Genomic DNA, 23193 nt, shown 5'->3' with positions numbered 1-23193 from the left:
CATCATGGTGGTGGCCGGCGAAGCCTCCGGCGACCACCATGCAGCCGCCATGGTCCGCGCCCTGGAGGACCTGAGCCCGGGTAACCGCTACACAGGCATGGGCTGCAATGCCCTGCGCGACGCGGGCGTGGAGCTGGTGGTGGACGCACGTCGGCTGGCGGTGGTAGGTCTGTGGGAGGTGATCGCCCAGTATCGGGAGATCCGCCGCGCCCTGAACATTCTCAAGGAACGCCTGCGCAGTGACCCGCCGGACCTGCTGGTGCTGGTGGACTATGTGGAGTTCAACCTGCGTCTGGCGCGGGCGGCCAAGCAGCAGGGCATCCGCGTGCTTTTCTACGTCAGCCCACAGATCTGGGCCTGGCGCCCCCACCGGGTGAAGCGCATCGGACGGGTTGTGGATGCCATGGCGGTCCTGTTCCCCTTCGAGGTGGAGGTCTATCAGCGCTACGGGATCCCTGTGCGCTACGTGGGCAACCCACTGGTGGACAGCGTCAGGCCCTCCGGGGGTCGCGAGGAGATCATGGCCAACCTGGGGCTGGACCCCCTGCGGCCGGTGATCGGCCTGTTACCGGGCAGTCGCTCGGGCGAACTGCGCCGTCATCTCCCCATCATCATGGAAACCTGCCGCTGGCTGCGGGTACGTCACCCGGATCTTCAATTCGTGATGCCACTGGCGCCAGGAGTGGATATCGAGGCAGACATCACGCCCAGGGTGGATGCATCGCTGGGCATCCATCAGGTCGTTGGGCAGGCCCACGACGTGATGTCGGTGAGTCGGGCCTTGATCATCGCCTCGGGCACCGCCACCCTGGAGGCCGCCCTGCTGAAGACCCCCATGGCCATCATCTACCGTGTGGCGCCCATCACCCACGCCATTCTCAAGCGCATGATCCTCATCCGCGATATCGGCCTCGCCAACATTGTGGCCGAACGGCGCGTGGTCAGGGAATTCGTACAGGATGAAGCCAGTGCCCAGAACATTGGCACCGAACTTGAGCGACTACTCACGGACCAGGCGTATTATGAGGACATGGTAGCCTCGCTGGGGCAGATCCGCGATCGCCTGGGCGAGGGCGGCGGCTCGGACAAGGTTGCCCGCATGGCCCTGGAGTTGATACACGAGGGAAAATTGAGGACAGCAACACCTTGAAGATGAACATCACCCTGCTGGACCCTCGCCGCTACTGGCTCCTGGTGTTGTTCATCATGCTGGGCTATGGCTTCTGGGCCAGCCCGCATTTCAAGGAGATCGCCGCCGGTATCGCCCTGTTCCTGTTCGGGATGATTTCCCTGGAGAAGGGTTTCAAGGCCTTCACCGGCGGCGCCCTGGAACGGGTACTGCGCCGGTCCACCAACCGGCTCTGGAAGAGCATCGCCTTTGGCATCGGCTCCACCACGCTGATGCAGTCCAGCACCCTGGTATCCCTGATCACCATCTCCTTTGTCAGTGCCGAGATGATCACGCTGGCGGCGGGGATTGGCATCATCATGGGGGCGAACCTGGGCACCACCACGGGGGCCTGGCTCATTGCCGGACTGGGGCTTCGCGTTGATATCGCCGGTTATGCCATGCCAGCCCTGGTCTTCGGCGTGGTCATGCTGCTGCAGAGTTCCAAGTTGATCAAGGGTCTGGGATACCTGGCCCTGGGCGTGGGCTTTCTGTTCCTGGGCATTCACTACATGAAGGAGGGCTTCGAGGCCTTCCAGCAGGCCTTTGAATTCTCCGCCTATGAGGTGCCCGGCCTGTGGGGCGTGCTGCTGTTCACCGGCATCGGCATGGCCATTACGGTGATCATGCAGTCCAGCCATGCCACCCTGCTGGTGATCATCGCCGCCCTCGCCGCCGGCCAGATCACCTACGATGCCGCCCTGGCCCTGGCCATCGGTGCCAATCTGGGCAGCGCCGTCACCACCGCCATTGGCGGCATGACCGCCAACCTGGGCGGCAAGCGCCTGGCAATGGCCCATGTGATCTTCAACATCATGACCGCTGCGGTGGCCATCGCCCTGATCGAACAGATGGGCTGGGTGGTGGACCAACTCAGTGTTCTGATGGGAATTGAGGATGATCTACTGCTCAAGCTGGCCCTGTTCCATACGTTGTTCAACCTGCTGGGCGTGATTCTGCTCACCCCCTTCGTCAAACAGCTTGAGTGGTTTTTGCTGCGCTACGTGCAATTCACGCCCAAATCCAGGGCGCAACCGCTTTACCTGTACCCGGGTGCCCTGGAAACCCCCGCCAGTGCTTTGAACGCCCTGCGCAAGGAGGTGAGCCATCTGTATGACAATGCCCATGACCTGATCGCCCATGGGGTCAGCCTGCGCCGATCCGTGATCGCCTCGGATGACTCGCTCACGGAGGCAGTCAGGAAAACCCACCGGATCATCCCGCTGGACCTGGACGACGCCTACGAAAACAAGGTGAAGAGCCTGCATAACGAGATTGTCGCCTTCTCCAGCGAGATCCAGGGGCGGGAGATGTCCCCGTATGCCATCAACCAGGTGGATGCCCTCCAGCAGGCCAGCCGGGATATCGTCGAGGCAGTGAAGGCCACCAAGCATCTCCACAAGAACCTCTCCCGATATGGCCTGTCCTCCAATACGGCTGTACGGGAGGCCTATGACGGCATCCGCCTGCGCATCGCCCGCGTACTGCGGGAAATCAAGCAATTGAGATCTCAGGACCCGGACACTGTCACAAGCCTGTCATTGGACTCGCTTAAGCTGTCCACCGAGAAATCCGGTCGCCGATTCACGTCGGACATCAACCGGATGGTCCGCAGTCGGTGGTTGTCCCCCGCCATTGCCACATCCATGCTCAATGATGAGAAGTATGCCTCGGAGGTGTGCGAAAACCTCCTGGATGCGGCACGCGCCCTGCTTCAGACCGGAACACTGGCCGAGCAGGCGGCCGAGGGCGCGCTGGCTCTGGACGAGAAAGACATCGAGCGGATGGCCAGTGCTGAACCTGACTCACCCCAACCGGATCATACCCATGGCGACAAAAAAACTGCTCGCTAAGCTGGGCAAGTTCCTGGATGCAGACCGAGCCTCGCAGCGTAAGGAGATTCAGTCCATCCGCAAGGTGCTCAAAAAACTCAAGCACAAGGAACGGGACCTGCGCGAGAAGCTGCCCAAAACCCCCGAGGGCGAGGAGCGTGACGACATTGCTGCCAAGCTGGAGGTGATCTACGCACAGCGACGCAAGGGCGTGGATCGGGTAAAGGAGCTGCGCGGCGTTCACAAGCCCGGGGAAGGAAAGGATACTGCCCAGGACCAGACCAAGGACTCGTAACGCCCGATACGGGGACAATCCGGTAAAGACTCAGGCAAAATAGGGCAACATCCCCAATGGGGAAAACACTCAAGATGCCCACCGGAGTCTGGCCTTGAACGAAAAGCGCAAAAAAAGGAGCTTCTGGAGCCGCTGGCTTCCCCACGTGCTGTTCTGGTGCACCCTGCTCAGTCTCATGGGTTCGCTTGTCTTCCTGGGCCGCGCGGCCCTGTTCTCCCTGGGCCTTTTCATCGTTCTGTTCCCCATCACGCTGATCGTGATGCTGGTTCGATGGTGGCCTTCGCGCCCCTGCCAGTCGCTGCCCAATAGTCGACGCTGGAAACGGCGACTGAATTTCGTCTCTGCTGGCGTGCTGGTGGCCGCCGCCATCAACGTATTCGCAGGGCTGAACTTCTTCGGCACGCCCTTGGGCACCACGCTGCTGGTAGCAGGCACGCTGCTATTGCCAGCTGCCATGGTGGCTGCCCTGGTGTCCTTTTCCCTGAGCCGTGACGAGGTCACCGAGGACCTCCTGGAACCCGACGAGGATATCCTGTTCCGTGCCGACACCCACTGGGCCATCTTTCTGCCGCCCATCCAGCTCCTCACCCTCTGCATCCTGCTGGTATTGGGCCCGTTTGGCCTGGGGGGCGAAGTGGTTGCCGCCGTGGTGTATGTGGTGATCGTGCCCGGGGTCATGGCCCGCGCACTGGCCATCTTCCTCAATACCGAGGTGTCCGTCACCGACCGAAGATTGATCACGGTCACCGGTACAGTGTTTCGGAGGAAGCGCATGCTGGATCTTGACGATATCCGGGCGGCCGGGCTGTCTCAAGGCCGGCTGGGCCGAGTCCTGGGCTATGGCAAGGTGGGCATCATCGGTCGCGACGGCGGCAGTATCAAGCTGCCGGGGATCGCCGATCCCATGAGCCTGCGGGACATGCTGGACCCGACCCATACCACCGCTCCCAGCATCTGAACACGCCCTGCAGCGAGGAGGTAACACCGTGAAAGTGGAAGTGACCGTTGAACTGGACGTTAACCTGAGCAAGGTGAAACTGGCTGACGTCAAGACCCTCGCTGAGCGCCTGATCGCCCCCAATCAGGTGGAGGCGGTGGAAAGCGTGCGCATTGTGGATGTACGCTTCAAGGACAAGGATCCTGGCTCGGCGGGCACCCCATAGCCGGGTCCAATCCCGTCCCTGATTCCTCAGCCTTCGCCGCGACGGCCGGAACGGATGATGCCGCGGGGGCTGTTCTGGATGAAGTCCACGAAGGTGGCCACCTCGGGATGGGCCTGGACCAGCGGAGCGACGGCCTCAAGCCCCTGGGCCCGGTCACGGCCTCGAACCAGCAGTTTGAAGGCCCGATGCAGGGCGCGCACCGCCTCAGGAGAGACACCACGCCGTTTCAGGCCCACCTTGTTGATACCCACCGCCCGGGCATAGTTGCCGCTGGCCAGACAGTAAGGTGGTAGATCCCGGTTCAAGGCAGCGCCCATGCTGGTGAAGGCCTGAGTACCCACCCGACAGAACTGATGCACCAGGGTAAAGCCCCCCAGGATCGCCCGATCCCCCACATGGCAGTGGCCTGCCAGCGAGGCGGCATTGGAGAACACCACGTGGTCGCCCACCTCGCAGTCATGGGCAATGTGCACATAGGCCATGATGAGGTTGTCCGACCCCACCCGGGTGCAGCCCCCGCCTTTCGGGGTGCCGCGGCTCAAGGTGGTGAATTCCCGGATGATGTTGCGATCACCGATCTCCAGGCGGGTTGGCTCACCCCGATAGCCGATGTCCTGAGGTGCTTCCCCCAGGGAGGCAAACTGGAATACCTGGCAGTCCTCGCCCAGGGTGGTGTCCCCGTTGATCACCACATGAGGACCAATCCAGGTACCCCGACCGATCTTCACATCGGGCCCTATGATGGAAAAGGCGCCAATGCTGACGCCCTCCTCTATCCGTGCGCCGGGGTCCACAACGGCACGGGGGTCAATCATGATTCCACATCCTTGCCCGCACACATGAGGGTGGCCGTGGCAACCACCTTGCCATCCACCTTGGCCTCTGCCTCAAAGCGCCAGATGCCACGCACGGTACGCACATGCTTTACATGCAGGTGCAGTTGGTCCCCTGGCTCCACCTGGCGACGGAAGCGGGCTTCATCGATGCCCACGAACAGATAGAGCTGCTGCTTGTCCCCGGACTCACCGCGGTGTTCCTGCGTCTTGAAGGCGAGCAGACCCGTGGTCTGCGCCAGGGCCTCCAGGATGAGTACACCGGGCATCACCGGACGAATCGGAAAGTGCCCCTGGAAATAAGGCTCGTTGAAAGAGACATTCTTGATGGCATTCATGTAATCGCCGGGTTGATAGTCCAGCACCCGGTCCACCATCAGGAAAGGAAAACGGTGCGGCAGATAACGCAGCACCTCGTGTATGGTCATTTGATCCACATTATTATCCTGTTCTTATCCGAGAAAAACCCTCGTCGCGGCGGCGAAAGACCTCAACGACGCTGCCTGCCATCCGGATCGCCCCCCTGCTCGAGCCCCCTCACCCTGCGAAAAAGCTCCCCCAGCCGGCGCAGATGGGCCAGGCTGCGGTTCCATTCCCGGGCGGGTGCCTGGGGCATGCCGGAAGAATAGACCCCGGGCTCGCGTATGGAATGGGTCACCAGTGTCATGGCGGTCACGGTGACATCGTCCGCGATCTCCAGATGCCCCAGTATACCCGCACCACCGCCGATGCCGCAGCGCCGACCAATGCGTGCACTGCCGGCAATGCCCACACAACCGGCCACCGCGGTGTGCGCACCAATGAAGACGTTGTGCGCCACCTGGACGAGGTTATCCAGTTTGACCCCATCCTCGATGATGGTGTCATCCAGAGCACCCCGGTCAATGGTGGTGTTGGCACCCACTTCCACATCGTCACCGATAAGCACACTGCCCACCTGCGGGACTCTGAGCCAGGTTTCATCCTCCCGGGCGAAACCAAAGCCATCCGCGCCAATGACCGCCCCCGGTTGCACCAGGTTGCGTCTTCCCAGCCGCACGCGGGGGCCCAGGGTCACACGCGCTACCAGTCGCGAACCCTCGCCCACCTGGCATCCTTGCTGGAGAATACATCCCGGCCCCAGGATCACCCCCGGCCCGATGTGGCAATCGGCCTCCACCACGCACTGCGGGCCCACCTCAGCCGTGGGATGCACCTGGGCGTCATCGCTGACACAGGCACTGGGGGCGATGCCGGCCACGGCCACAGGATCCGGATGAAGACATCGCGCGGCCTGTGCATAGGCGACATGGGGCTGTTGGCAGACCAGGGCCGGCACGGGGCAATGGGGCAGCTGTTCGGGGGAAAGGATCACTGCACCGGCGCGAGTGCGGATGAGCGCTTCCTGATAACGACGATGGGTCATGAAGGCCAACTGGCCCGGACCGGCCCGTTCCAGGGGGGCCAGCGAATCAATTCGCGCACCCGGCTCCCCCCCGTGCAGATCCGCCCCCAGATACTCGGCGAGTTCGCCAAGCGTGATGGCGGCCTCCGTCATCCCCATCAACCACCGTTCCGATGCTGCCGGCGCAACTCGTCCAGCACCTTGCTGGTAATATCGATACGGTCGCTGGCGAACAGGACGGTGCGTTCGGTCACCACGAGATCCACGCCCTGCTCTTTGGCAATGTCCAGGATCACGTTATGCACCAATCGCTGCAGACGGGCCAGCTCATCATTGCGGCGAACATTCAGGTCTTCCTGAAACATGTCCTGGGCGCGCTTGAACTCACGGGAGCGGTTGCGAAATTCCCGCTCCAGTTCAAGACGCTCTTCCGAACCCATGATGTCCGTATCCCGCTCCAGGCGCTGCTGCAGGCGACGCAGCGCGTCACGCTCGGCCACCAGTTCGGCATCCCGGGGGGCGAATTCCTCCTCCAGGGCACTCAGCGAGGCCTCCGCCTGAGGCGATTGATCCATGACACGATTGATGTTCACGAAGGCGACGGAATCCGCCCCCAGCGCGAGTCCGGGCAGGACCAGCACCAGGACCAGCAGCAACCCGGTGATGATTCGCGACATATGACTCTTCAAACCCTTTCTCCGCGGCAATGGGGACGCCCGTGCAGTAGGTCCACCGGATCTCAGAAGGAGGCGCCAATATTGAACTGGAAGGACTGCAGCCGGTCACCGGGCTCATCATTTAACGCCTCGGCCAGACTGAAAGTCAACGCGCCCACGGGCGACAACCAGGTCATGCCAACGCCCACGGAAGCGCGGATCTCATCCGCTTCAAAGTCCTCGTAGCTGGGGTAAACCTGACCGGCGTCCAGGAACAGGCTCATGCGCACGTTGGGCGCCTCTTCCATGAAGGGAGGCGGGAAGATCAGTTCGGCGCCGCCCAGCACCCGGAAGTTGCCACCAAAGGGATCATCGCGGCTGTCGCGGGGGCCCAGACTGAGATCCCGGTAGCCACGTACGGAGCGCGTACCGCCGGCAAAATACTTCTCGAAGAACGGCAGGTCGCCGGTATCGCCGTAGGACTCCCCATAGGCCACCTCGCCGGAGAGCTTGAAGGTCAGGTTTTCACGCACCGGCACGAACAACTGGTTGCGGTAGTCGATCTTGTAATATTCCAGATCGCTACCGGGCAAGGAGAACTCCAGCGTACCCCGTTGCAGGTTGCCCTTCTCCGCGAACACCGTGCGGTTACGGGTGTCGTGACTGAGGCTTGTGGTCAGGGTGTAAAGATCGAACCGATCCCCCTCGGCATCCAGATAGTCAAAGATCTCATCCGGCGTATTATCCGAAGTGAGGATCTCCACGCTCTCGAACCCGGGCGTGATCCGGAAGGTGTTGTACTCGGTCAGCGGGATGCCATAAGTGACGTTGGCCCCGAACCGGTTGGATGAATAACGGGAGATGTCAGCCCGGAAGGCATCGGTCTCCCGATAGAACACATTGAAGCCCCGACTGACCCCATCGATGGTGTAGTAGGGATTGGTGTAGGAAAGGCTGTACAGGGTGCTCACCCGGCTGGTGTTCACGGCCAGGGAGACCCGGTTACCGGTACCGAAGAAGTTTTCCTGGGAGAGGCTGGTATTGAAGAGCACACCCTGGCTCTGGGAATAACCCGCCCCCACCATGAAGTTGCCCGACAGGCGCTCCCGCACGGTGATATCCAGATCCACCTGATCCTCCGTGCCGGGGACGCGGCGGGTTTCCACATTCACATTCTCCACATAGGAGAGCCGCTGCAGACGCACCTGGGAGCGATCCACATTGGATGCGGAATACCAGCCCCCCTCCATTTGTCGCATCTCGCGACGGAAGACTTCATCCCGGGTGCGGGTGTTACCGCTGAAATTGATGCGCCGCACGTACACCCGTTGCCCTGGGTCCACGAAGAAGGTCAGCGCCACAGTCTGATTCTCCTCATCCAGTTCGGGGATGGGGTTCACGTTGGCGAACGCATAGCCCTCATCGCCCAGACGGTCGCTGATGGCATTGGCACTGCGGGTGATGCGACTGCGGGAAAAGGTGTCCCCGGGCTGGATCTCCAGTAGTTCGCGCAGTTCCTCCTCGCCCACCACCAGGTCGCCTGCCAGATTCACTTCGCTGATGGAATACTGATCACCCTCGTCGATATTGATGGTGACGTAGATGTCCTTGCGATCCGGGGTGAGCGTGACCTGCGTGGAGTCAATATTGAAATTCACGAAACCCGAATCCAGATAGCGGGAACGCAACTCTTCCAGATCCCCGGACAGGCGCTGGCGGGAATAATGGTCACGCCGGCTGAAGGGGTTGTACCAGGGTGGTTCCCCGGAGTCGAAACGGCGGGTCAGCTCCCGATCGGAATAGGTCTCGTTACCTACCAGATTGATCTGCTGGATACGGGCCACCCGGCCTTCGGCAATATCAATGACCACATCCACGCGGTTGCGGGGCAGCTCATCCACCTCCACATCCACCTGTACGTTGTACTTGCCTCGGGCAAAATACTGCTGCAGCAACTCGTTCTCCATCCGCTCGAGCACGCTGCGGTTGAACACACGCCCGCGGGCCATGCCCACCTGCTGCAGGGCATCCATCAATTGATCGGTCTTGATGTCCCGGTTGCCGCTGATGCGAATCTCGTTGATGGCCGGGCGCTCTTCCACCATCACCACCAGCACCCCATCACGCCGTAGCAGCGACACGTCCGAGAAGAAGCCTGTTCGGTACAGGGCGCGGATCACTTCGGCACTCTGGGCCTCATCAAAGGAATCACCCACACCCACCGGCAGATAGCTGAAAACGGTGCCGGCAGCGATGCGCTGCAGACCCTCCACCTCGATATCCTCAATGACAAACCGCTCATTGCTGGCATGCAGGATGGTAGGGGTACTGGCCAGGGCAATGGCCAGCCCCGTGCCGGCGATCAGACGTCGCACCTCAAGAAACATTCAGATTCAACCCAGGATTCGCATGAAATCGTTGTAAAAGGCCAGTGACATCAGCATGGCGATCATCACCAGGCCGATGCGCTGGCCGATGGCCTCCACCGTCTGTGAGACCGGGCTGCCCTTGATGATCTCCACCAGGTAATACAGCAAGTGCCCCCCATCCAGAATCGGTATGGGCAGCAGATTGATGATGCCCAGGCTGAGACTGACAATGGCCAGAAAACTCAGGAATGCGGAAAACCCAATGACCGCACTCACACCGGCATATTCGGCAATGCTCACGGGGCCAGCGATGTTGCTGGCCGCCGCCTCCCCGGTGATCAGCCGCCACATCACCCGCAGGGTCAGCACCGACATGTCCCACGTCCGCTCAAGCCCCAGGGCAATGGCGGTGAAAGGCCCATAGCGCACCTGGCGCTGCATGGCCTCGGCCGCCTCTTCGTCCATGCGGGGCCAGGCGCCGATCTGACCGATCCGCTCTCCACCCTCGTCGCGGACCTCGGTTCGCAAAGTGAGGGTGATGGGAGACCCATTCCTCTCCAGACGGACATCCAGTGTTTCGTCAGGACGCGCCCGGACATGCTCCACCCAGGCCTGCCAACTGGAAATGGATTCACCATTCACGCTCAGGATGCGGTCCCCGGGTTGTACGCCGGCACGTTCAGCCGCCCCATCCGCCAGCACCTCACCAAATACCGGCTCGGACCAGGGCCTCCAGACCTCCATCCCCAGTTTATCCAGCAGCGAGCCGTCGGCCAGCAATTGACGCCGATCGGTCAGATCCAGCGTCCGCCACACTTCCTGCCCCCCGGCGGTGCGTACCAGCACATCAACCTCACGGGCATCCAGGCCTTTTTCGAGCAGATTCAGGGCCACGAGTTCCCAGGTGGGGGTGGATTTGTCTTCCACCCGCAGGATCTCATCCTGGCGCTCAAAGCCCGCCTGTTCGGCCAGGGACCCCGGCATCACTTCACCCACCAATGGCTTCACCCCCGAGACGCCGACGATGAACATCAGGGTGAAGGCAGCAATGGCGAAGAGGAAATTGGCGGTGGGCCCGGCAATCACGATGGCGATGCGACGCCAGACGTTCTGGCGGTTGAAGGCACGAGGCAGGTCCTTGTCGGCGACAGGGTCCTCACGCTCATCCAGCATCTTCACGTACCCCCCCAGGGGGATCGCGGCAATCACATATTCGGTGCGGTCCTTGCCAGCCACCCGCCGCCACAGCGGGCGGCCAAAGCCCACGGAGAAACGCAGCACCTTCACACCGCAGCGCCGCGCCACCCAGTAGTGGCCGAACTCATGCACGGTGACCAGCACCCCGATGGCCACCACAAAGGCCAGAACGCTGATCAGAAAGGTCATCAGGCCGTGACCCGCTGACCAAGCCCACCCGCCGTAACAACCGCGCGGGCCACGGCGCGGGCCGCCTCATCGGCCGCCAGGACCTCCTCCAGGGTATCCGCCGCGCCCAGTTCCATGGTCTCCAGGCAGTGGGATATGACCCGGGGGATGTCCGTGAAGCGAATGCGTGCATCCAGAAAGGATTCCACCGCCACTTCATTGGCAGCGTTGAGGATGGCAGTGGCAGTGCCCCCCGCCTCGAAGGATTCGTAGGCCAGGCGCAGGCATGGGAAGCGATCCATGTCGGGTCGTTCGAAATCGAGTCGGGCCACCTGCACGATATCCAGGGGATCCACACCCGAGGCAATGCGCTCCGGCCAGGCCAGGGCATGGGCAATGGGGGTGCGCATATCGGGGTTGCCCAGCTGTGCCAGTACCGAACCATCCACATAGGACACCATGGAGTGAATCACGCTCTGGGGATGCAGCACCACCTCCACCTTGTCCGGCGTGGTATCGAACAGCCAGCAGGCCTCGATCAGCTCAAGCCCCTTGTTCATCATGGAGGCGGAATCCACCGAGATCTTGCGCCCCATCACCCAGTTGGGATGCGCGCAGGCCTGCTCCGGGGTCACCGCCTCCAGATCCGAGGCGGCATAGGCGCGGAAGGGGCCGCCGGAGGCGGTCAGCAGAATGCGCTCCACACCGACACGCCCAAGCCCCCGATCGAAATCGCCCGGCATGCACTGGAAGATGGCGTTGTGCTCACTGTCGATGGGCAGCAGTTCGGCGCCGCTTTGACGGATCTGGTCCATGAAGATGCGCCCGGACATGACCAGGGCCTCCTTGTTGGCCAGAAGCACCCGTTTCCCCGCCCGGGCCGCGGCCAGGGAGGGTAGCAGGCCGGCACCGCCAACAATGGCTGCCATCACATAATCCGTTTCCGGCAGGGCAGCCACATGCGCCAGGGCTTCGGGTCCTGCCAAGGCTTCCGTGTCCAGCCCGGCCGCCTTCAATCCGGCGGCCAGTGCGCCCTCCTGTTCGGGATCGGCCACCACGGCATAGGCGGGCCGATGGGCGCGGCACTGTTCCACCAGGCGCTCCACATTACCGTTGGCGGTGAGGGCCACGGCCCGATAGAGCTGGGGATGGCGCGCCATCACGTCCAGGGTGTTGACGCCGATGGTTCCGGTGGCGCCGAGAACGGTCACGCCCTTGGGGGAAGCAGCCATGGAAAGACTCCCGGTACTCATACAGTCAGGTTGACGCTGACGGATACCGCCGGCGTGTGCAAGGCCACGGAACGGGTGGTTGGAATCCCCATCCCTCGCCGAGCGCTATCTTGCCATAATTCCGGCCCACAAGAGACCGATCAGGAAGACCGGCGCTGCGGCCGTGAGGCTGTCGATGCGATCCATTATCCCACCATGCCCGGGCAACAGGGTACCGCTATCCTTGGCGCCCGCCTCCCGCTTGACCAGGCTCTCAAACAGATCGCCAGCCACCGACATCAATGCCGTGATCACACACAAGGCCACGAAATAAAACCACAACCCGGGCTCCACCCCAAAACCCCAGGCACCCAGCAACCCAAAGGGGACGATGGCTGCGATAGCGCCGAGAAGCCCCTCCCGGGTCTTGCCGGGACTGATGGATGGCGCCAGCTTCACCCGACCGAAGCGCTTTCCCGTGAAGTAGGCAGCTGTATCGGCGGTGGCAGTGAGTAACACCAGGTACAGCACCAGAAGCGGCTGAACTTGATGAAACCACACCAGTGCGGCCCAGGCGGGGATCAGGGTCAACGCCCCTGCCAATGCCAGCCCATACCGACGCAGGGCCCGGCGCTCCCCGGACCCTGGCTCGTACAGGGCCAGCATCACCAATACGCAGGCCCACCAGATCACTCCGATGGCCACGGGCCAGAGATGCACCTGCACGAAAACCAGCCACCAGGTGATACCACCCAGAACGGCCAGCCCCCCCACATAGGCGGCGCGCACCCGGGTTTCATCGAGCCCGCACAGACGACTCCACTCCCACGCACCCAGCAGCGTGACCGCCAGCATGACCACCGCGAAGACGGAATTGGGCAGCAACAACACGGCGGCCACGACGGCTGCCGCCAGGATCACGCCGGTCATCACCCGTTGTTTAAGCATCCCCCGTCCCCACGATCTGTTCCTGGATATGCCCGAAGCGCCGCTGGCGCCCCGCGAAGTGTTCAAAGGCCCGGCCCAATTCGTCTTCATCGAAATCCGGCCAGAGCACATCAGTAAAAAACAGCTCGGTGTAAGCCAGCTGCCATAACAGGAAATTGCTGACGCGCTGTTCGCCTCCGGTGCGCACGAACAGATCCGGCTCAGGCAGACCCGCCGTGGACAAATGCCCCTCCATGACTTCGGGGGTGATCTGCTCCGGTTCAAGCTCCCCACGCCGCACCCGTTCAGCCAGCGCCGCAGCGGCGTTGGCAATGTCCCAGCGCCCGCCGTAGCTGACGGCCACCACCAGATCCATATGCTGATTATGCCGGGTGCGCTCCTCGGCATCGGCCATGCGCGCCTGGAGCTTGGCGGAGAAGGTGGTGCGATCACCAATGAAGCGAAGGCGAATGCCCTTCTCCACCAGTTCCGGCACCTCGCGGCCGATGGAACCCACGAACAGATCCATCAGCGTGCCCACCTCCTGACGGGGGCGACGCCAGTTCTCGCTGCTGAAGGCGAACAGGGTCAGAACCCGGACGCCCTGCTGGGCACAGTAGCGCACCGCCATTCGGGCCGCGTTCACGCCCTGGCGATGACCTTCTGTCCGGGGAAGCAGGCGGGAGCGGGCCCACCGCCCATTGCCATCCATGATGATGGCCACATGGCGCGGCGTGCCCGCAGTATTCACGGGAGACTGGCTCACTGCGTCTTGATATCCATCCGTGGGGATCAGATGGCCATGAGTTCTTTTTCTTTCTGGGCCAGCACCTTGTCCACTTCAGCAATATGCTGATCGGTCAGCTTCTGAATGATCTCCTGCCCCTGGCGATCATCGTCCTCGGTGATGGACTTGTCCTTGAGCAGGGCCTTGAGATCACTGTTGGCATCCCGCCGAATGTTGCGGATCGCCACCCGGGCGTTCTCCGCCTCGTGGCGCACCACCTTTACCAGGTCCTTGCGCCGTTCCTCGGTCAGGGCCGGCATGGGCACGCGGATCACGGTGCCGACGGAAGAGGGGTTCAGACCCAGATCCGAATTCATGATGGCCTTTTCCACCTTGCTCACCATGTCCCGCTCCCAGGGCGTCACGGTCAGGGTACGGGCATCTTCCACGTTGACGTTGGCCACCTGATTGATGGGCACTTCGCTACCGTAGTATTCCACCTGAACGTGATCCAGCAGGCTGGTTTGGGCACGGCCGGTGCGGATCTTGGCCATTTCCAGCCGCAGGGAATCAATACTCTTGCCCATGCGGGTGGAAGCATCGTCTTTTATGGCATCAAGCATGTCACTCAACCTCTCTCGACCAGGGTGCCCACGCGCTCGCCCATGACGAGTCGCATGAGTTCCCCTTCCTTGAATATGTTGATCACCCGAAGGGGCATATCGTTGTCCCGACACATGACGATGGCCGTGGCATCCATGACGCCCAGACGCGCCGTGAGGACTTCGTCAAAGGTCAGCCGATCGTAGCGTTTGGCGTCGGGGTTATGCATGGGATCGGAATCGTAGACACCGTCCACCTTGGTGGCCTTGATCATGACATCGCAGTTCATCTCGATGGCACGCAGGCTGGCGGCGGTATCGGTGGTGAAGAAGGGATTGCCGGTACCGGCGGCAAACACGACGATGCGTCCTTTTTCCAGATGACGCACCGCGCGGCGGCGGATGTAGTCCTCACAGACCTGATTGATCTTGAGCGCCGACATCACCCGGCAGAACTTGCCCACCCGTTCCAGGGCATCCTGCATGGCCAGGCCGTTCATCACGGTGGCCAGCATGCCCATGTGATCGGCACTCACCCGATCCATGCCCGCCTGGGCCATCCCTGCCCCCGGAAGATGTTGCCACCCCCAATGACGATGGCCACCTCGATGCCGAGGCGGCTCAGTTCGGCCACTTCGCGAGCCACCCGCCCCAGCACATCCGGACAGATGCCGTACTCCAGATCCCCCATCAGGGCCTCGCCGCTCAGCTTCAGCAGGATTCGCTTGTAGGCAGGGCGGGTGTCGTCAGTCATGGGTAACCTTGATGGCTGGATTGTCGGTCCCCGGGGGCAGAAGCCCCGGGTTCTGGGGCGGTGTTGTCTAGAACAATATCAGGAGCCCTTCGCTTGGGCCATGACCTCTTCAGCGAAGTTTTCCGTCTTCTTCTCGATGCCTTCACCCACTTCGAAACGGGCGAACTGGCGTACCTGGGCACCGGCGGACTTGAGCATCTGGCCCACGGTCTGGTCGGGATCCTTGACGAAGGGCTGACCCAGAAGGGTGACCTCGCCCAGATACTTCTTGATACGACCGGTGATCATCTTGTCGATGATCTCGGCGGGCTTGCCGCTCTCTTCGGCCTGGGCACGGAACACGGCCTCTTCCTTTTTCAGGAGATCCTGAGGCACCTGGCTTTCGTCAACGCACACCGGGTGGCTGGCGGCGATATGCATGGCCACGTCGCGGGCCAGGTCCTGACTGCCACCCACCATTTCCACCACCACACCGATGCGGGTGCCATGGAGGTAATGAGCCAGTTCACCGTCTTCGCTGGCGAAGAGCTGGAAACGGCGCACCTGCACGTTCTCGCCGATCTTGGCCACCAGGGCTGCACGGGTCTCCTCAAGGCTGCCTTCGGCGCCGGACAGCGCCATCAGCGCGTCCACGTCGGCGGGCTGCTGTGCCAATGCCTGTTCGGCAATCTGGGTCACAAAGGACTTGAAGTTCTCGTCCTTGGCCACGAAGTCGGTTTCGCAGTTGACTTCGACGATGGCGGCGCGACGATGATCATCGGAACTGGCCACCATCACCTGCCCTTCGGCAGCGACACGATCAGCCTTCTTGACGGCCTTGGCGGCACCGGACTTGCGCATCTGTTCGATGGCGGCTTCCATGTCTCCATTGGCCGCGGTCAGGGCCTTCTTGCACTCCATCATGCCTGCGCCGGTGGTCTCGCGCAGTTCTTTGACCATGGATGCGGTAATCTGCATGGGGATACTCCTGAAGATTCGTTTGCAGCGCCCCGCCGATGCCATTCGGGCGTCGGCGGAGCCTGGAAAGAGTTACCTGGCCTCAGCCTGTCCGGCTTCGGGGGCTTCCGCGGGTTGGGCCGCCGGGGCGGGGGCTTCGTCCTTCACCTCGACGAACTCGTCGCCGGCGCCGGCACGGGCCACGCTCCGGGCATCGTTGATGGCATCGGCAGCGGCGCTGACATACAGCTGGATGGCGCGCATGGCGTCATCGTTGCCAGGGATCACGTAGTCGACGCCATCGGGGGAGTTGTTGCTGTCCACCACGGCCACGACGGGAATGCCCAGCTTGCGGGCTTCGCTGATGGCGATGCGCTCATAGCCCACGTCGATCACGAACAGGGCGTCGGGCAGGCCGGGCATGTCCTTGATGCCGCCCAGACTGCGGTCGAGCTTCTCCATCTCGCGGGTACGCATCAGGGCTTCCTTCTTGTTCAGCACCCGCAGGCTACCGTCTTCCTGCATCGCCTCCAGATCCTTGAGGCGGCGAATGGACTCGCGCACGGTCTTGAAGTTGGTGAGCATGCCGCCCAGCCAGCGGTGGTTCACAAAGGGCATCTTGCAGCGTCTGGCGTGCTCGGCCACCAGATCACGAGCGGAACGCTTGGTCCCCACGAACATGATGTTGCCACCGTTGGCGGCCATCTTGCCCAGGTAGTTCATCGCATCGTTGAAGCACGGAACCGTCTTCTCGAGGTTGATGATGTGAATCTTGTTGCGGTGGCCGAAGATGTACTGATCCATCTTCGGGTTCCAGTAACGGGTCTGGTGTCCGAAATGGACGCCCGCTTCGAGCATCTGACGCATGGTGACGTTAGGCATGATGATTCTCCTGAGGGTTGAGCCTCCATACGCCCCGCATGGCAACCCGCTAAGGGCACCCAGCCATGCGTGACGGCGTATGTGTGGATTCGATAGAGTGGACGCTCCCGGCGGTCTGGTTTGCATGGAGCGCGGGCGCTTTATACCATAAACGGTCTTTCACAACAAACGCATAGCGCGTCCCAACCCGCCGTGGACCCCACCTGATGCCCGTATCCATCAAGACCCCGGAAGAGATCGAAAAAATGCGCGTCGCCGGCCGCATGGCCGCCGAAGTCCTGGAGATGATCGCGCCCCATGTGCAGGCCGGGATCAGCACCGCCGAACTGGACGAACTCTGTCACCAGCACATTGTCAACGTACAGAAGGCGACGCCAGCGCCGCTGAATTACCGGGGCTTCCCCCGTTCCATCTGCACCTCGCTGAACCACCAGGTTTGCCACGGCATCCCTGGGGATCGCCGCCTCAAGGACGGCGACATCCTGAACATCGACATCACCGTGATCCATGACGGCTACCACGGGGATACCAGTCGCATGTTCATCATCGGCAAGCCTTCGGTGAAGGCGCAGCGCGTGGTGGACATCGCCCATGAGGCCCTGTGGCGGGGCATCCGGATGGTGCGCCCCGGTGCCCGCCTGGGTGACATTGGCCATGCCGTGCAGACCTACGCCGAGGCCGAGCGGTGCAGCGTGGTGCGTGAGTACTGCGGTCATGGCATCGGCCGGGAGTTCCATGAAGACCCCCAGGTGCTGCATTTCGGCACACCCGGCGAAGGCATGGAGCTGCAACCGGGCATGACCTTCACCATCGAACCTATGGTGAATATCGGCAAGCGTCACACCCGTCTGCTGGCCGACGGCTGGACGGTGGTCACCAAGGACCACAGCCTGTCGGCCCAGTGGGAGCACACCATCCTGGTGACCGAAGACGGCCACGAGATCCTGACCCTGCGCAAGGACGAGCGCACCAGCTGAGGGCAGTCCCATGTCCGCATTGAGGCCCTTGCCGGAATCCATTCAACAGCGCCTGGACTGGGAGTCGCTGGAGCAGCGCCTGCGTGCTCACTCCCCCCCGGATAGGCAGACCTATGTGGATGCCCTCAACCATGTGCGCCTGACGCTGGAAACGGCCTTTGCCGAGGGCTGCGATGTCACCGACCTGGTGCAGGCCCGCGCTGCCACGATGGATCGCCTGCTGATCACCGCCTGGGCGGGCATGGCCCTGGATCAGGAGGAGACGCTGGGACTGGCCGCAGTAGGGGGCTATGGGCGGGGCGACCTGCATCCGGGATCGGACGTGGACATCCTGATCCTGTTCCAGAACGGGATTTCCCCGGGTACCGAGGAACGCCTGGGCGCATTCGTGACCTTCCTCTGGGACATCGGTCTGGAGCTGGGGCACAGCGTTCGCAACCTGGAGGACTGCAGCCGCGAAGCTGCCGCCGATATCACCGTGGCCACCAACCTGCTCGAATCCCGTCCCCTGACAGGCCCTGAGTCACTGTTTTCCGAACTGGAGTCACGCATCAGCCCGGAGCGCATGTGGAATAGTCGGGCCTTTTTCTGCGCCAAGCTGGACGAACAGGAGGCCCGCCATCAGCGCTTCGGCGAAACCGCCTATCGCCTGGAACCCAATCTCAAGGAGAGCCCGGGAGGCCTGCGCGACATCCAGATGATCGGCTGGGTCACTCAACGCCACTTCGGCTCCAGCGCCCTGGCGGAACTGGTGGCTCATGGCTTTCTCACCCAGGCCGAATACCACGATCTGATGGATGGGCAGGCCTTCCTGTGGCGCGTGCGCTTTGCACTGCACATGCTCAGCGGCCGCAAGGAAGATCGCCTGCTGTTTGACTATCAGCGCCGTCTGGCCAATCTGCTGGGCTTCAGCGACCACGACCACAATCTGGCGGTGGAGCAGTTCATGCAGCAGTACTTTCGCACCGTGATGGAACTGGAACGGCTCAATGAGATGCTCTTGCAGCACTTCAGCGAGGCCATCCTGCTGGACGAAACCGATGACGACATCGTGCCCATCAACCGGCGTTTCCAGGCCCGGCGCGGATTCCTGGAGATCACCCACCCAAGGGTGTTCCGCCAGTACCCCCCTGCCCTCCTGGAAGTGTTCCTGTTGCTCCAGCAGCACCCGGACCTCAAGGGCATCCGCGCCTCCACCATCCGCGAGATCCGCTCCCACCGGGGCCTGATCGACGACAATTTCCGCCAGGACCTGGCCTGCCGCAGCCTGTTCATGGAGATCCTGCGCCAACCCCACGGCGTGACGGACCAGTTGCGTCGCATGAACCGCTATGGGGTGCTGGCTGCCTATCTGCCCGCCTTTGCCCTGATCGTGGGACGCATGCAGTACGACCTGTTCCATGTCTTCACGGTGGATGAACACACCCTGGCCGTCATCCGCAACCTGCGGCGCTTTGCCAGCAGCGAGCATGATGAAGAACTGCCCGAGTGCTCACGCCTCTTCCGGCGCATACCCAAGCCGGAATTGCTGTACCTGGCCGGCCTGTTCCACGACATTGCCAAGGGACGCGGTGGTGACCATTCCGAACTGGGGGCCGAGGAGGCCCGGGAGTTCTGCCTGCGTCATGGGCTGGCCCTGTACGACGCCAATCTGGTGGGCTGGCTGGTTCGCGCCCACCTGCTCATGTCCCTCACCGCCCAGCGCCGGGACATTTCGGATCCGGACGTCATCATGGAATTTGCCTCCCAGGTGGGCAACACCATGCGCCTGAACTATCTGTATCTGCTCACCGTGGCGGATATCCGGGGAACCAACCCCAAGTTGTGGAACTCCTGGAAGAACTCCCTGCTTGGCAACCTGTATGCCTCCACCCAGCGCATGCTGCGCCGCGGGCTGGACAATCCGCCGGATCAGGATGAACTGGTGGGCGAGGTGCAAACCCATGCCCTGGAGCTGCTCAAGTCCCGGGGCGTGGACGAGGAACATTGCTTCACCATCTGGAACGACTTTGATGTGGACTATTTCCTGCGTCACTCCGCTGATGAGATCGCCTGGCACACGCGGGCCATCCACGAGGTGGACGAAGAGGACCTGCCACTGGTCCAGGTGCGCCAGGAAACGGCGCGGGGCAGTACCGAGATATTCCTCTACACGGAAGACCACCCCCACCTGTTCGCCCTGACCAGCACGGCTCTGACCCAGCTGGGCCTGGACATCGTGGATGCCCGCATCATCACCACCAGCAGCCACCGCACCCTGGATACCTTCCTTGTCCTGGAGGATACCGGCCAGCCCATCGACAACCCCTTCAGGGTTCAGGAGATCGGCCGACTGCTCAAGGAGCGCCTGAAGGAGCCTGACCGACGCCCGAACATGGTGCGCCGCTCCACCCCTCGCCAACTCAAGCATTTCGACGTGCCCACCGAGGTGAGTTTTGCGCCGCACACGCATTATCTACGCACCGTGCTGAAGATCAGCACGGCCGACCGACCTGGACTGCTTTCGCGCATCGGCATCATCCTCACCGACTGTCAGGTGAAAGTGCACAACGCCAAGATCGCCACTGCCGGCGAACAGGCCGATGACGTCTTCTACATCTCCAATCTGGACGACACCCCCATCAGTGACCCCGAACGCCAGGCGCTGATTGCCTCGCGCCTGAGAGAGGCACTGGAGATCGGAGTGACGGACCCCCCTCCCAGGGAATTGGAGGTATAGACGCATCCATTCACTGCCCGGGGGCGGTCCCGTGACAACGGGGCCGGCTCCTCATCCTGGTGCCTTCTACCGTATACTATGGCGCCCTTTCGCTCCCCCAAGACATGAATCCCGACCTGGATCGCCTGCAGCCCTATCCCTTTCAGAAGCTTGCAGCCCTCAAGCAGGGCATCACCCCTCCCGCGCATCTGAGCCATATCCCGCTCTCCATCGGTGAGCCGGCCCACCCGGCCCCCGGGGTCGCCCTGGAGGCATTGCAGACCAACCTGGCAGGCCTGGCCCGCTACCCTATGACCCGTGGCGGGCCGGAACTGCGTCAGGCCATCAGCCACTGGGCCAGGCAACGCTTCCAGTTGCCCACGGACAGCCTGGACCCCGAGCGCCAGGTACTGCCGGTGAACGGCACCCGGGAGGCCCTGTTCGCCCTGGCCCAATGCGTGGTGGATCGCACCCGGAACAACCCCCTGGTGCTGATGCCCAATCCCTTCTATCAGATCTACGAAGGGGCTGCCCTGCTGGCCGGGGCCCGGCCGCTGTTCATGAACCTGAGCGCAGACAAGGGGTTCCTACCTGATCTTGAGGCCATCTCCGAGGATCAATGGCGGGACTGCCAACTGCTCTACCTCTGCAATCCCGGTAATCCGAGCGGCGCCGTCATGGACGAGGCCTTCATGCAGCGACTGCTGGCCCTGGCCCACGCCCATGACTTCGTCATCGCCGCCGACGAGTGCTATTCAGAGATCCATTTCACCGACGCCACTCCGCCACCGGGGATGCTGGGCGCCGCAGCCCGGGCCGGTGACCCGAATTTTGAGCGGGTGGTGGTCTTCCATAGCCTGTCCAAGCGCTCCAACCTGCCGGGCCTGAGATCAGGCTTTGTGGCCGGGGATGCCCGAATCCTGGAGCGCTTCCACCAGTACCGCACCTACCATGGCTGCGCCATGGCACCGCCGGCCCAGGCCGCCAGCATCGCCGCATGGAATGACGAGTCCCACGTGCAGGACAACAGGGCGCTGTACACCCGCAAGTTCGACGCGGTTCTGGAGATTCTGGATGGCGTCATGGATGTACAGCGTCCCGACGCGGGGTTCTATCTGTGGGCGCGCACACCCGGGGATGATGAAACCTTCGCGCGGGAACTGTTTGCCCAGGAACATATCACCGTACTGCCCGGCAGTTACCTCTCCCGCGCCACTGCGGCGGGCAACCCCGGCCAGGGGCGGGTCCGCATGGCCCTGGTGGCGCCGCTGGACGATTGCATCGACGCCGCCCAACGCATTCGCCGTCACCTGGAGTCAGCCCCGTACCGGGCGCAATGACACCGGGAACCTTCACCCCTTAGAATCCGCAAACCAACCGGCTTGACCACCAGAGGAACATCCCATGAGTGATATTCAGACCCTGATCGAAGACGCCTTTGAGCGACGCGCGGAGATCAATCCCCGCAATGCCGAGACCCGCCTGCGGGACGCGGTGATGGAGGCCGTCGACATGCTCGACCGGGGCACGGCCCGGGTGGCGGAAAAGCGTGATGGGGAATGGGTCGTCAATGAATGGCTCAAGAAGGCTGTGCTGCTGTCCTTCCGCATCAATGACAACCAGTTCATCAAGGGGGGGTTCACCAACTACTACGACAAGGTGGATTCCAAGTGGGGCGACGTAAACTCACGGGAATTTCGTGAGGGTGGCGTGCGGGTGGTGCCGCCGGCCACTGCCCGCCGGGGGTCCTATATCGCCCCGGGCGTGGTGTTGATGCCCTCCTATGTGAACATCGGCGCCTATGTGGACACAGGCAGCATGGTGGACACCTGGGCCACGGTGGGCTCCTGTGCGCAGATCGGCAAGAACGTGCACCTGTCCGGCGGCGTGGGCATCGGTGGCGTGCTGGAACCCCTGCAGGCCTCCCCCACCATCATCGAGGACAACTGCTTCATCGGCGCCCGCTCCGAGGTGGTGGAAGGCGTGATCGTGGAAGAAGGCTCGGTGATCTCCATGGGGGTTTACCTGGGCCAGAGCACCCGCATTTACGACCGGGAGAAGGACGAAATCAGCTATGGCCGCGTCCCGGCCGGTTCCGTGGTGGTGTCCGGCAACCTGCCCTCCAAGGATGGCAAGTACAGCCTGTACTGCGCGGTGATCGTCAAGAAGGTGGACGAGAAGACCCGCTCGAAGGTGGGCATCAATGAACTGTTGAGGGACATCTGAGTTCGGGGTCTTTCCCGTCCCCTCATCCCCAGCCCTTCTCCCCGGAGGGGAGAAGGGCGCTAGCCCCTCTTCTCCCTCCGCTCCCTCAACGCCCGCTTCACCGACCAGAGCTGCCAGGCGCAGCCTCCCAGCAGGATGGCGGCCGTCAACAGGCCCTTGGCCAGGACCAGGGTGGTGGTATCAATCAT

22 protein-coding genes and 1 pseudogene are annotated in these 23193 nt (G+C 62.5%); 9 read left to right on the top strand and 14 right to left on the bottom strand.

Going from position 1 to position 23193, the window contains the following annotated elements; genetic code table 11:
• Positions 1-4 precede the first annotated feature (4 nt).
• The 5 genes from lpxB (at position 5) to ECTOBSL9_RS17015 (ending at position 4458) form a co-directional block, all read left to right on the top strand.
• Positions 5-1150, top strand: a complete 1146-nt coding sequence (gene lpxB, locus ECTOBSL9_RS12235) for a lipid-A-disaccharide synthase (protein WP_063466187.1) — start codon at positions 5-7, stop codon at positions 1148-1150.
• 2 nt (positions 1151-1152) lie between these two features.
• Entirely contained in the window at positions 1153-3021 is a 1869-nt protein-coding gene (locus ECTOBSL9_RS12230; RefSeq protein ID WP_063465282.1) for a Na/Pi cotransporter family protein, read from the top strand.
• Positions 2996-3295 carry a hypothetical protein gene (locus tag ECTOBSL9_RS12225; RefSeq protein WP_063465281.1) on the top strand — a complete coding sequence of 100 codons (300 nt, stop codon included), beginning with the start codon at positions 2996-2998 and terminating at the stop codon, positions 3293-3295. Before ECTOBSL9_RS12230 ends, ECTOBSL9_RS12225 begins: the two co-directional genes overlap by 26 nt.
• A 94-nt stretch (positions 3296-3389) precedes the next feature.
• Positions 3390-4253 (top strand): PH domain-containing protein, encoded by an 864-nt coding sequence (locus ECTOBSL9_RS12220; RefSeq protein WP_156500121.1) that lies wholly within the window; start codon positions 3390-3392, stop codon positions 4251-4253.
• Positions 4254-4281: 28 nt separating this feature from the next.
• The gene (locus ECTOBSL9_RS17015) at positions 4282-4458 is read left to right on the top strand and encodes a hypothetical protein (protein WP_156500120.1); all 177 of its coding nucleotides are present in this window, start codon (positions 4282-4284) and stop codon (positions 4456-4458) included.
• Positions 4459-4484: 26 nt separating this feature from the next.
• Here ECTOBSL9_RS17015 and lpxA read toward each other — a convergent pair whose 3' ends face one another.
• The 13 genes and pseudogenes from lpxA to rpsB form a co-directional block, all read right to left on the bottom strand.
• A complete protein-coding gene (gene lpxA / locus ECTOBSL9_RS12215; protein ID WP_063465279.1) occupies positions 4485-5273 on the bottom strand; it encodes an acyl-ACP--UDP-N-acetylglucosamine O-acyltransferase in 789 nt (262 codons plus the stop codon).
• Entirely contained in the window at positions 5270-5719 is a 450-nt protein-coding gene (fabZ, locus tag ECTOBSL9_RS12210; protein WP_156500119.1) for a 3-hydroxyacyl-ACP dehydratase FabZ, read from the bottom strand. Before fabZ ends, lpxA begins: the two co-directional genes overlap by 4 nt.
• Positions 5720-5781: 62 nt before the next feature.
• Positions 5782-6828, bottom strand: a complete 1047-nt coding sequence (gene lpxD / locus ECTOBSL9_RS12205; RefSeq protein WP_063466186.1) for a UDP-3-O-(3-hydroxymyristoyl)glucosamine N-acyltransferase — start codon at positions 6826-6828, stop codon at positions 5782-5784.
• 5 nt (positions 6829-6833) lie between these two features.
• Positions 6834-7352, bottom strand: coding sequence for an OmpH family outer membrane protein (locus ECTOBSL9_RS12200; protein ID WP_063465277.1), 519 nt, complete (start codon positions 7350-7352; stop codon positions 6834-6836).
• A gap of 62 nt (positions 7353-7414) precedes the next feature.
• Entirely contained in the window at positions 7415-9718 is a 2304-nt protein-coding gene (bamA, locus tag ECTOBSL9_RS12195) for an outer membrane protein assembly factor BamA (protein WP_082829913.1), read from the bottom strand.
• Between the two features lie 6 nt (positions 9719-9724).
• On the bottom strand, positions 9725-11086 hold the full coding sequence (rseP, locus tag ECTOBSL9_RS12190) for an RIP metalloprotease RseP (protein WP_063465276.1): 1362 nt from the start codon (positions 11084-11086) through the stop codon (positions 9725-9727).
• Entirely contained in the window at positions 11086-12297 is a 1212-nt protein-coding gene (gene ispC, locus ECTOBSL9_RS12185) for a 1-deoxy-D-xylulose-5-phosphate reductoisomerase (RefSeq protein ID WP_063465275.1), read from the bottom strand. Before ispC ends, rseP begins: the two co-directional genes overlap by 1 nt.
• 105 nt (positions 12298-12402) lie before the next feature.
• Positions 12403-13224: a phosphatidate cytidylyltransferase gene (locus ECTOBSL9_RS12180; RefSeq protein ID WP_063465274.1), complete on the bottom strand. Its 822-nt coding sequence runs from the start codon at positions 13222-13224 to the stop codon at positions 12403-12405.
• Positions 13217-13915 carry a polyprenyl diphosphate synthase gene (gene uppS, locus ECTOBSL9_RS12175; protein ID WP_240481127.1) on the bottom strand — a complete coding sequence of 233 codons (699 nt, stop codon included), beginning with the start codon at positions 13913-13915 and terminating at the stop codon, positions 13217-13219. Before uppS ends, ECTOBSL9_RS12180 begins: the two co-directional genes overlap by 8 nt.
• Before the next feature lie 80 nt (positions 13916-13995).
• On the bottom strand, positions 13996-14553 hold the full coding sequence (gene frr, locus ECTOBSL9_RS12170; RefSeq protein ID WP_025281075.1) for a ribosome recycling factor: 558 nt from the start codon (positions 14551-14553) through the stop codon (positions 13996-13998).
• Between the two features lie 5 nt (positions 14554-14558).
• Positions 14559-15286, bottom strand: a pseudogene (gene pyrH, locus ECTOBSL9_RS12165) (UMP kinase).
• Between the two features lie 78 nt (positions 15287-15364).
• Positions 15365-16243 carry a translation elongation factor Ts gene (tsf, locus tag ECTOBSL9_RS12160; protein WP_063465272.1) on the bottom strand — a complete coding sequence of 293 codons (879 nt, stop codon included), beginning with the start codon at positions 16241-16243 and terminating at the stop codon, positions 15365-15367.
• Positions 16244-16315: 72 nt separating this feature from the next.
• Complete coding sequence (gene rpsB / locus ECTOBSL9_RS12155) at positions 16316-17104, bottom strand: 30S ribosomal protein S2 (protein WP_063465271.1); 789 nt, start codon at positions 17102-17104, stop codon at positions 16316-16318.
• 206 nt (positions 17105-17310) lie between these two features.
• On the opposite strand from rpsB, the gene map reads away from it, so the two are divergent.
• The 4 genes from map to dapD all read left to right on the top strand — a co-directional run bounded on the left by map (position 17311) and on the right by dapD (position 23005).
• On the top strand, positions 17311-18081 hold the full coding sequence (map, locus tag ECTOBSL9_RS12150) for a type I methionyl aminopeptidase (protein ID WP_063465270.1): 771 nt from the start codon (positions 17311-17313) through the stop codon (positions 18079-18081).
• A gap of 10 nt (positions 18082-18091) precedes the next feature.
• A complete protein-coding gene (gene glnD, locus ECTOBSL9_RS12145; protein WP_063465269.1) occupies positions 18092-20800 on the top strand; it encodes a [protein-PII] uridylyltransferase in 2709 nt (902 codons plus the stop codon).
• A gap of 104 nt (positions 20801-20904) precedes the next feature.
• Entirely contained in the window at positions 20905-22119 is a 1215-nt protein-coding gene (gene dapC / locus ECTOBSL9_RS12140) for a succinyldiaminopimelate transaminase (protein WP_063465268.1), read from the top strand.
• A gap of 64 nt (positions 22120-22183) precedes the next feature.
• A complete protein-coding gene (gene dapD, locus ECTOBSL9_RS12135) occupies positions 22184-23005 on the top strand; it encodes a 2,3,4,5-tetrahydropyridine-2,6-dicarboxylate N-succinyltransferase (RefSeq protein ID WP_063465267.1) in 822 nt (273 codons plus the stop codon).
• A 59-nt stretch (positions 23006-23064) separates the two neighbouring features.
• Here the strand turns inward: dapD and ECTOBSL9_RS17685 are convergent, their stop codons facing one another.
• Positions 23065-23193, bottom strand: a complete 129-nt coding sequence (locus ECTOBSL9_RS17685) for a hypothetical protein (RefSeq protein ID WP_256366314.1) — start codon at positions 23191-23193, stop codon at positions 23065-23067.

The sequence above is a fragment of the Ectothiorhodospira sp. BSL-9 genome (assembly GCF_001632845.1).
In the GTDB taxonomy this organism is placed as follows: Bacteria; Pseudomonadota; Gammaproteobacteria; order Ectothiorhodospirales; family Ectothiorhodospiraceae; genus Ectothiorhodospira.
This window is presented reverse-complemented; position numbering and strand designations above follow the sequence as displayed.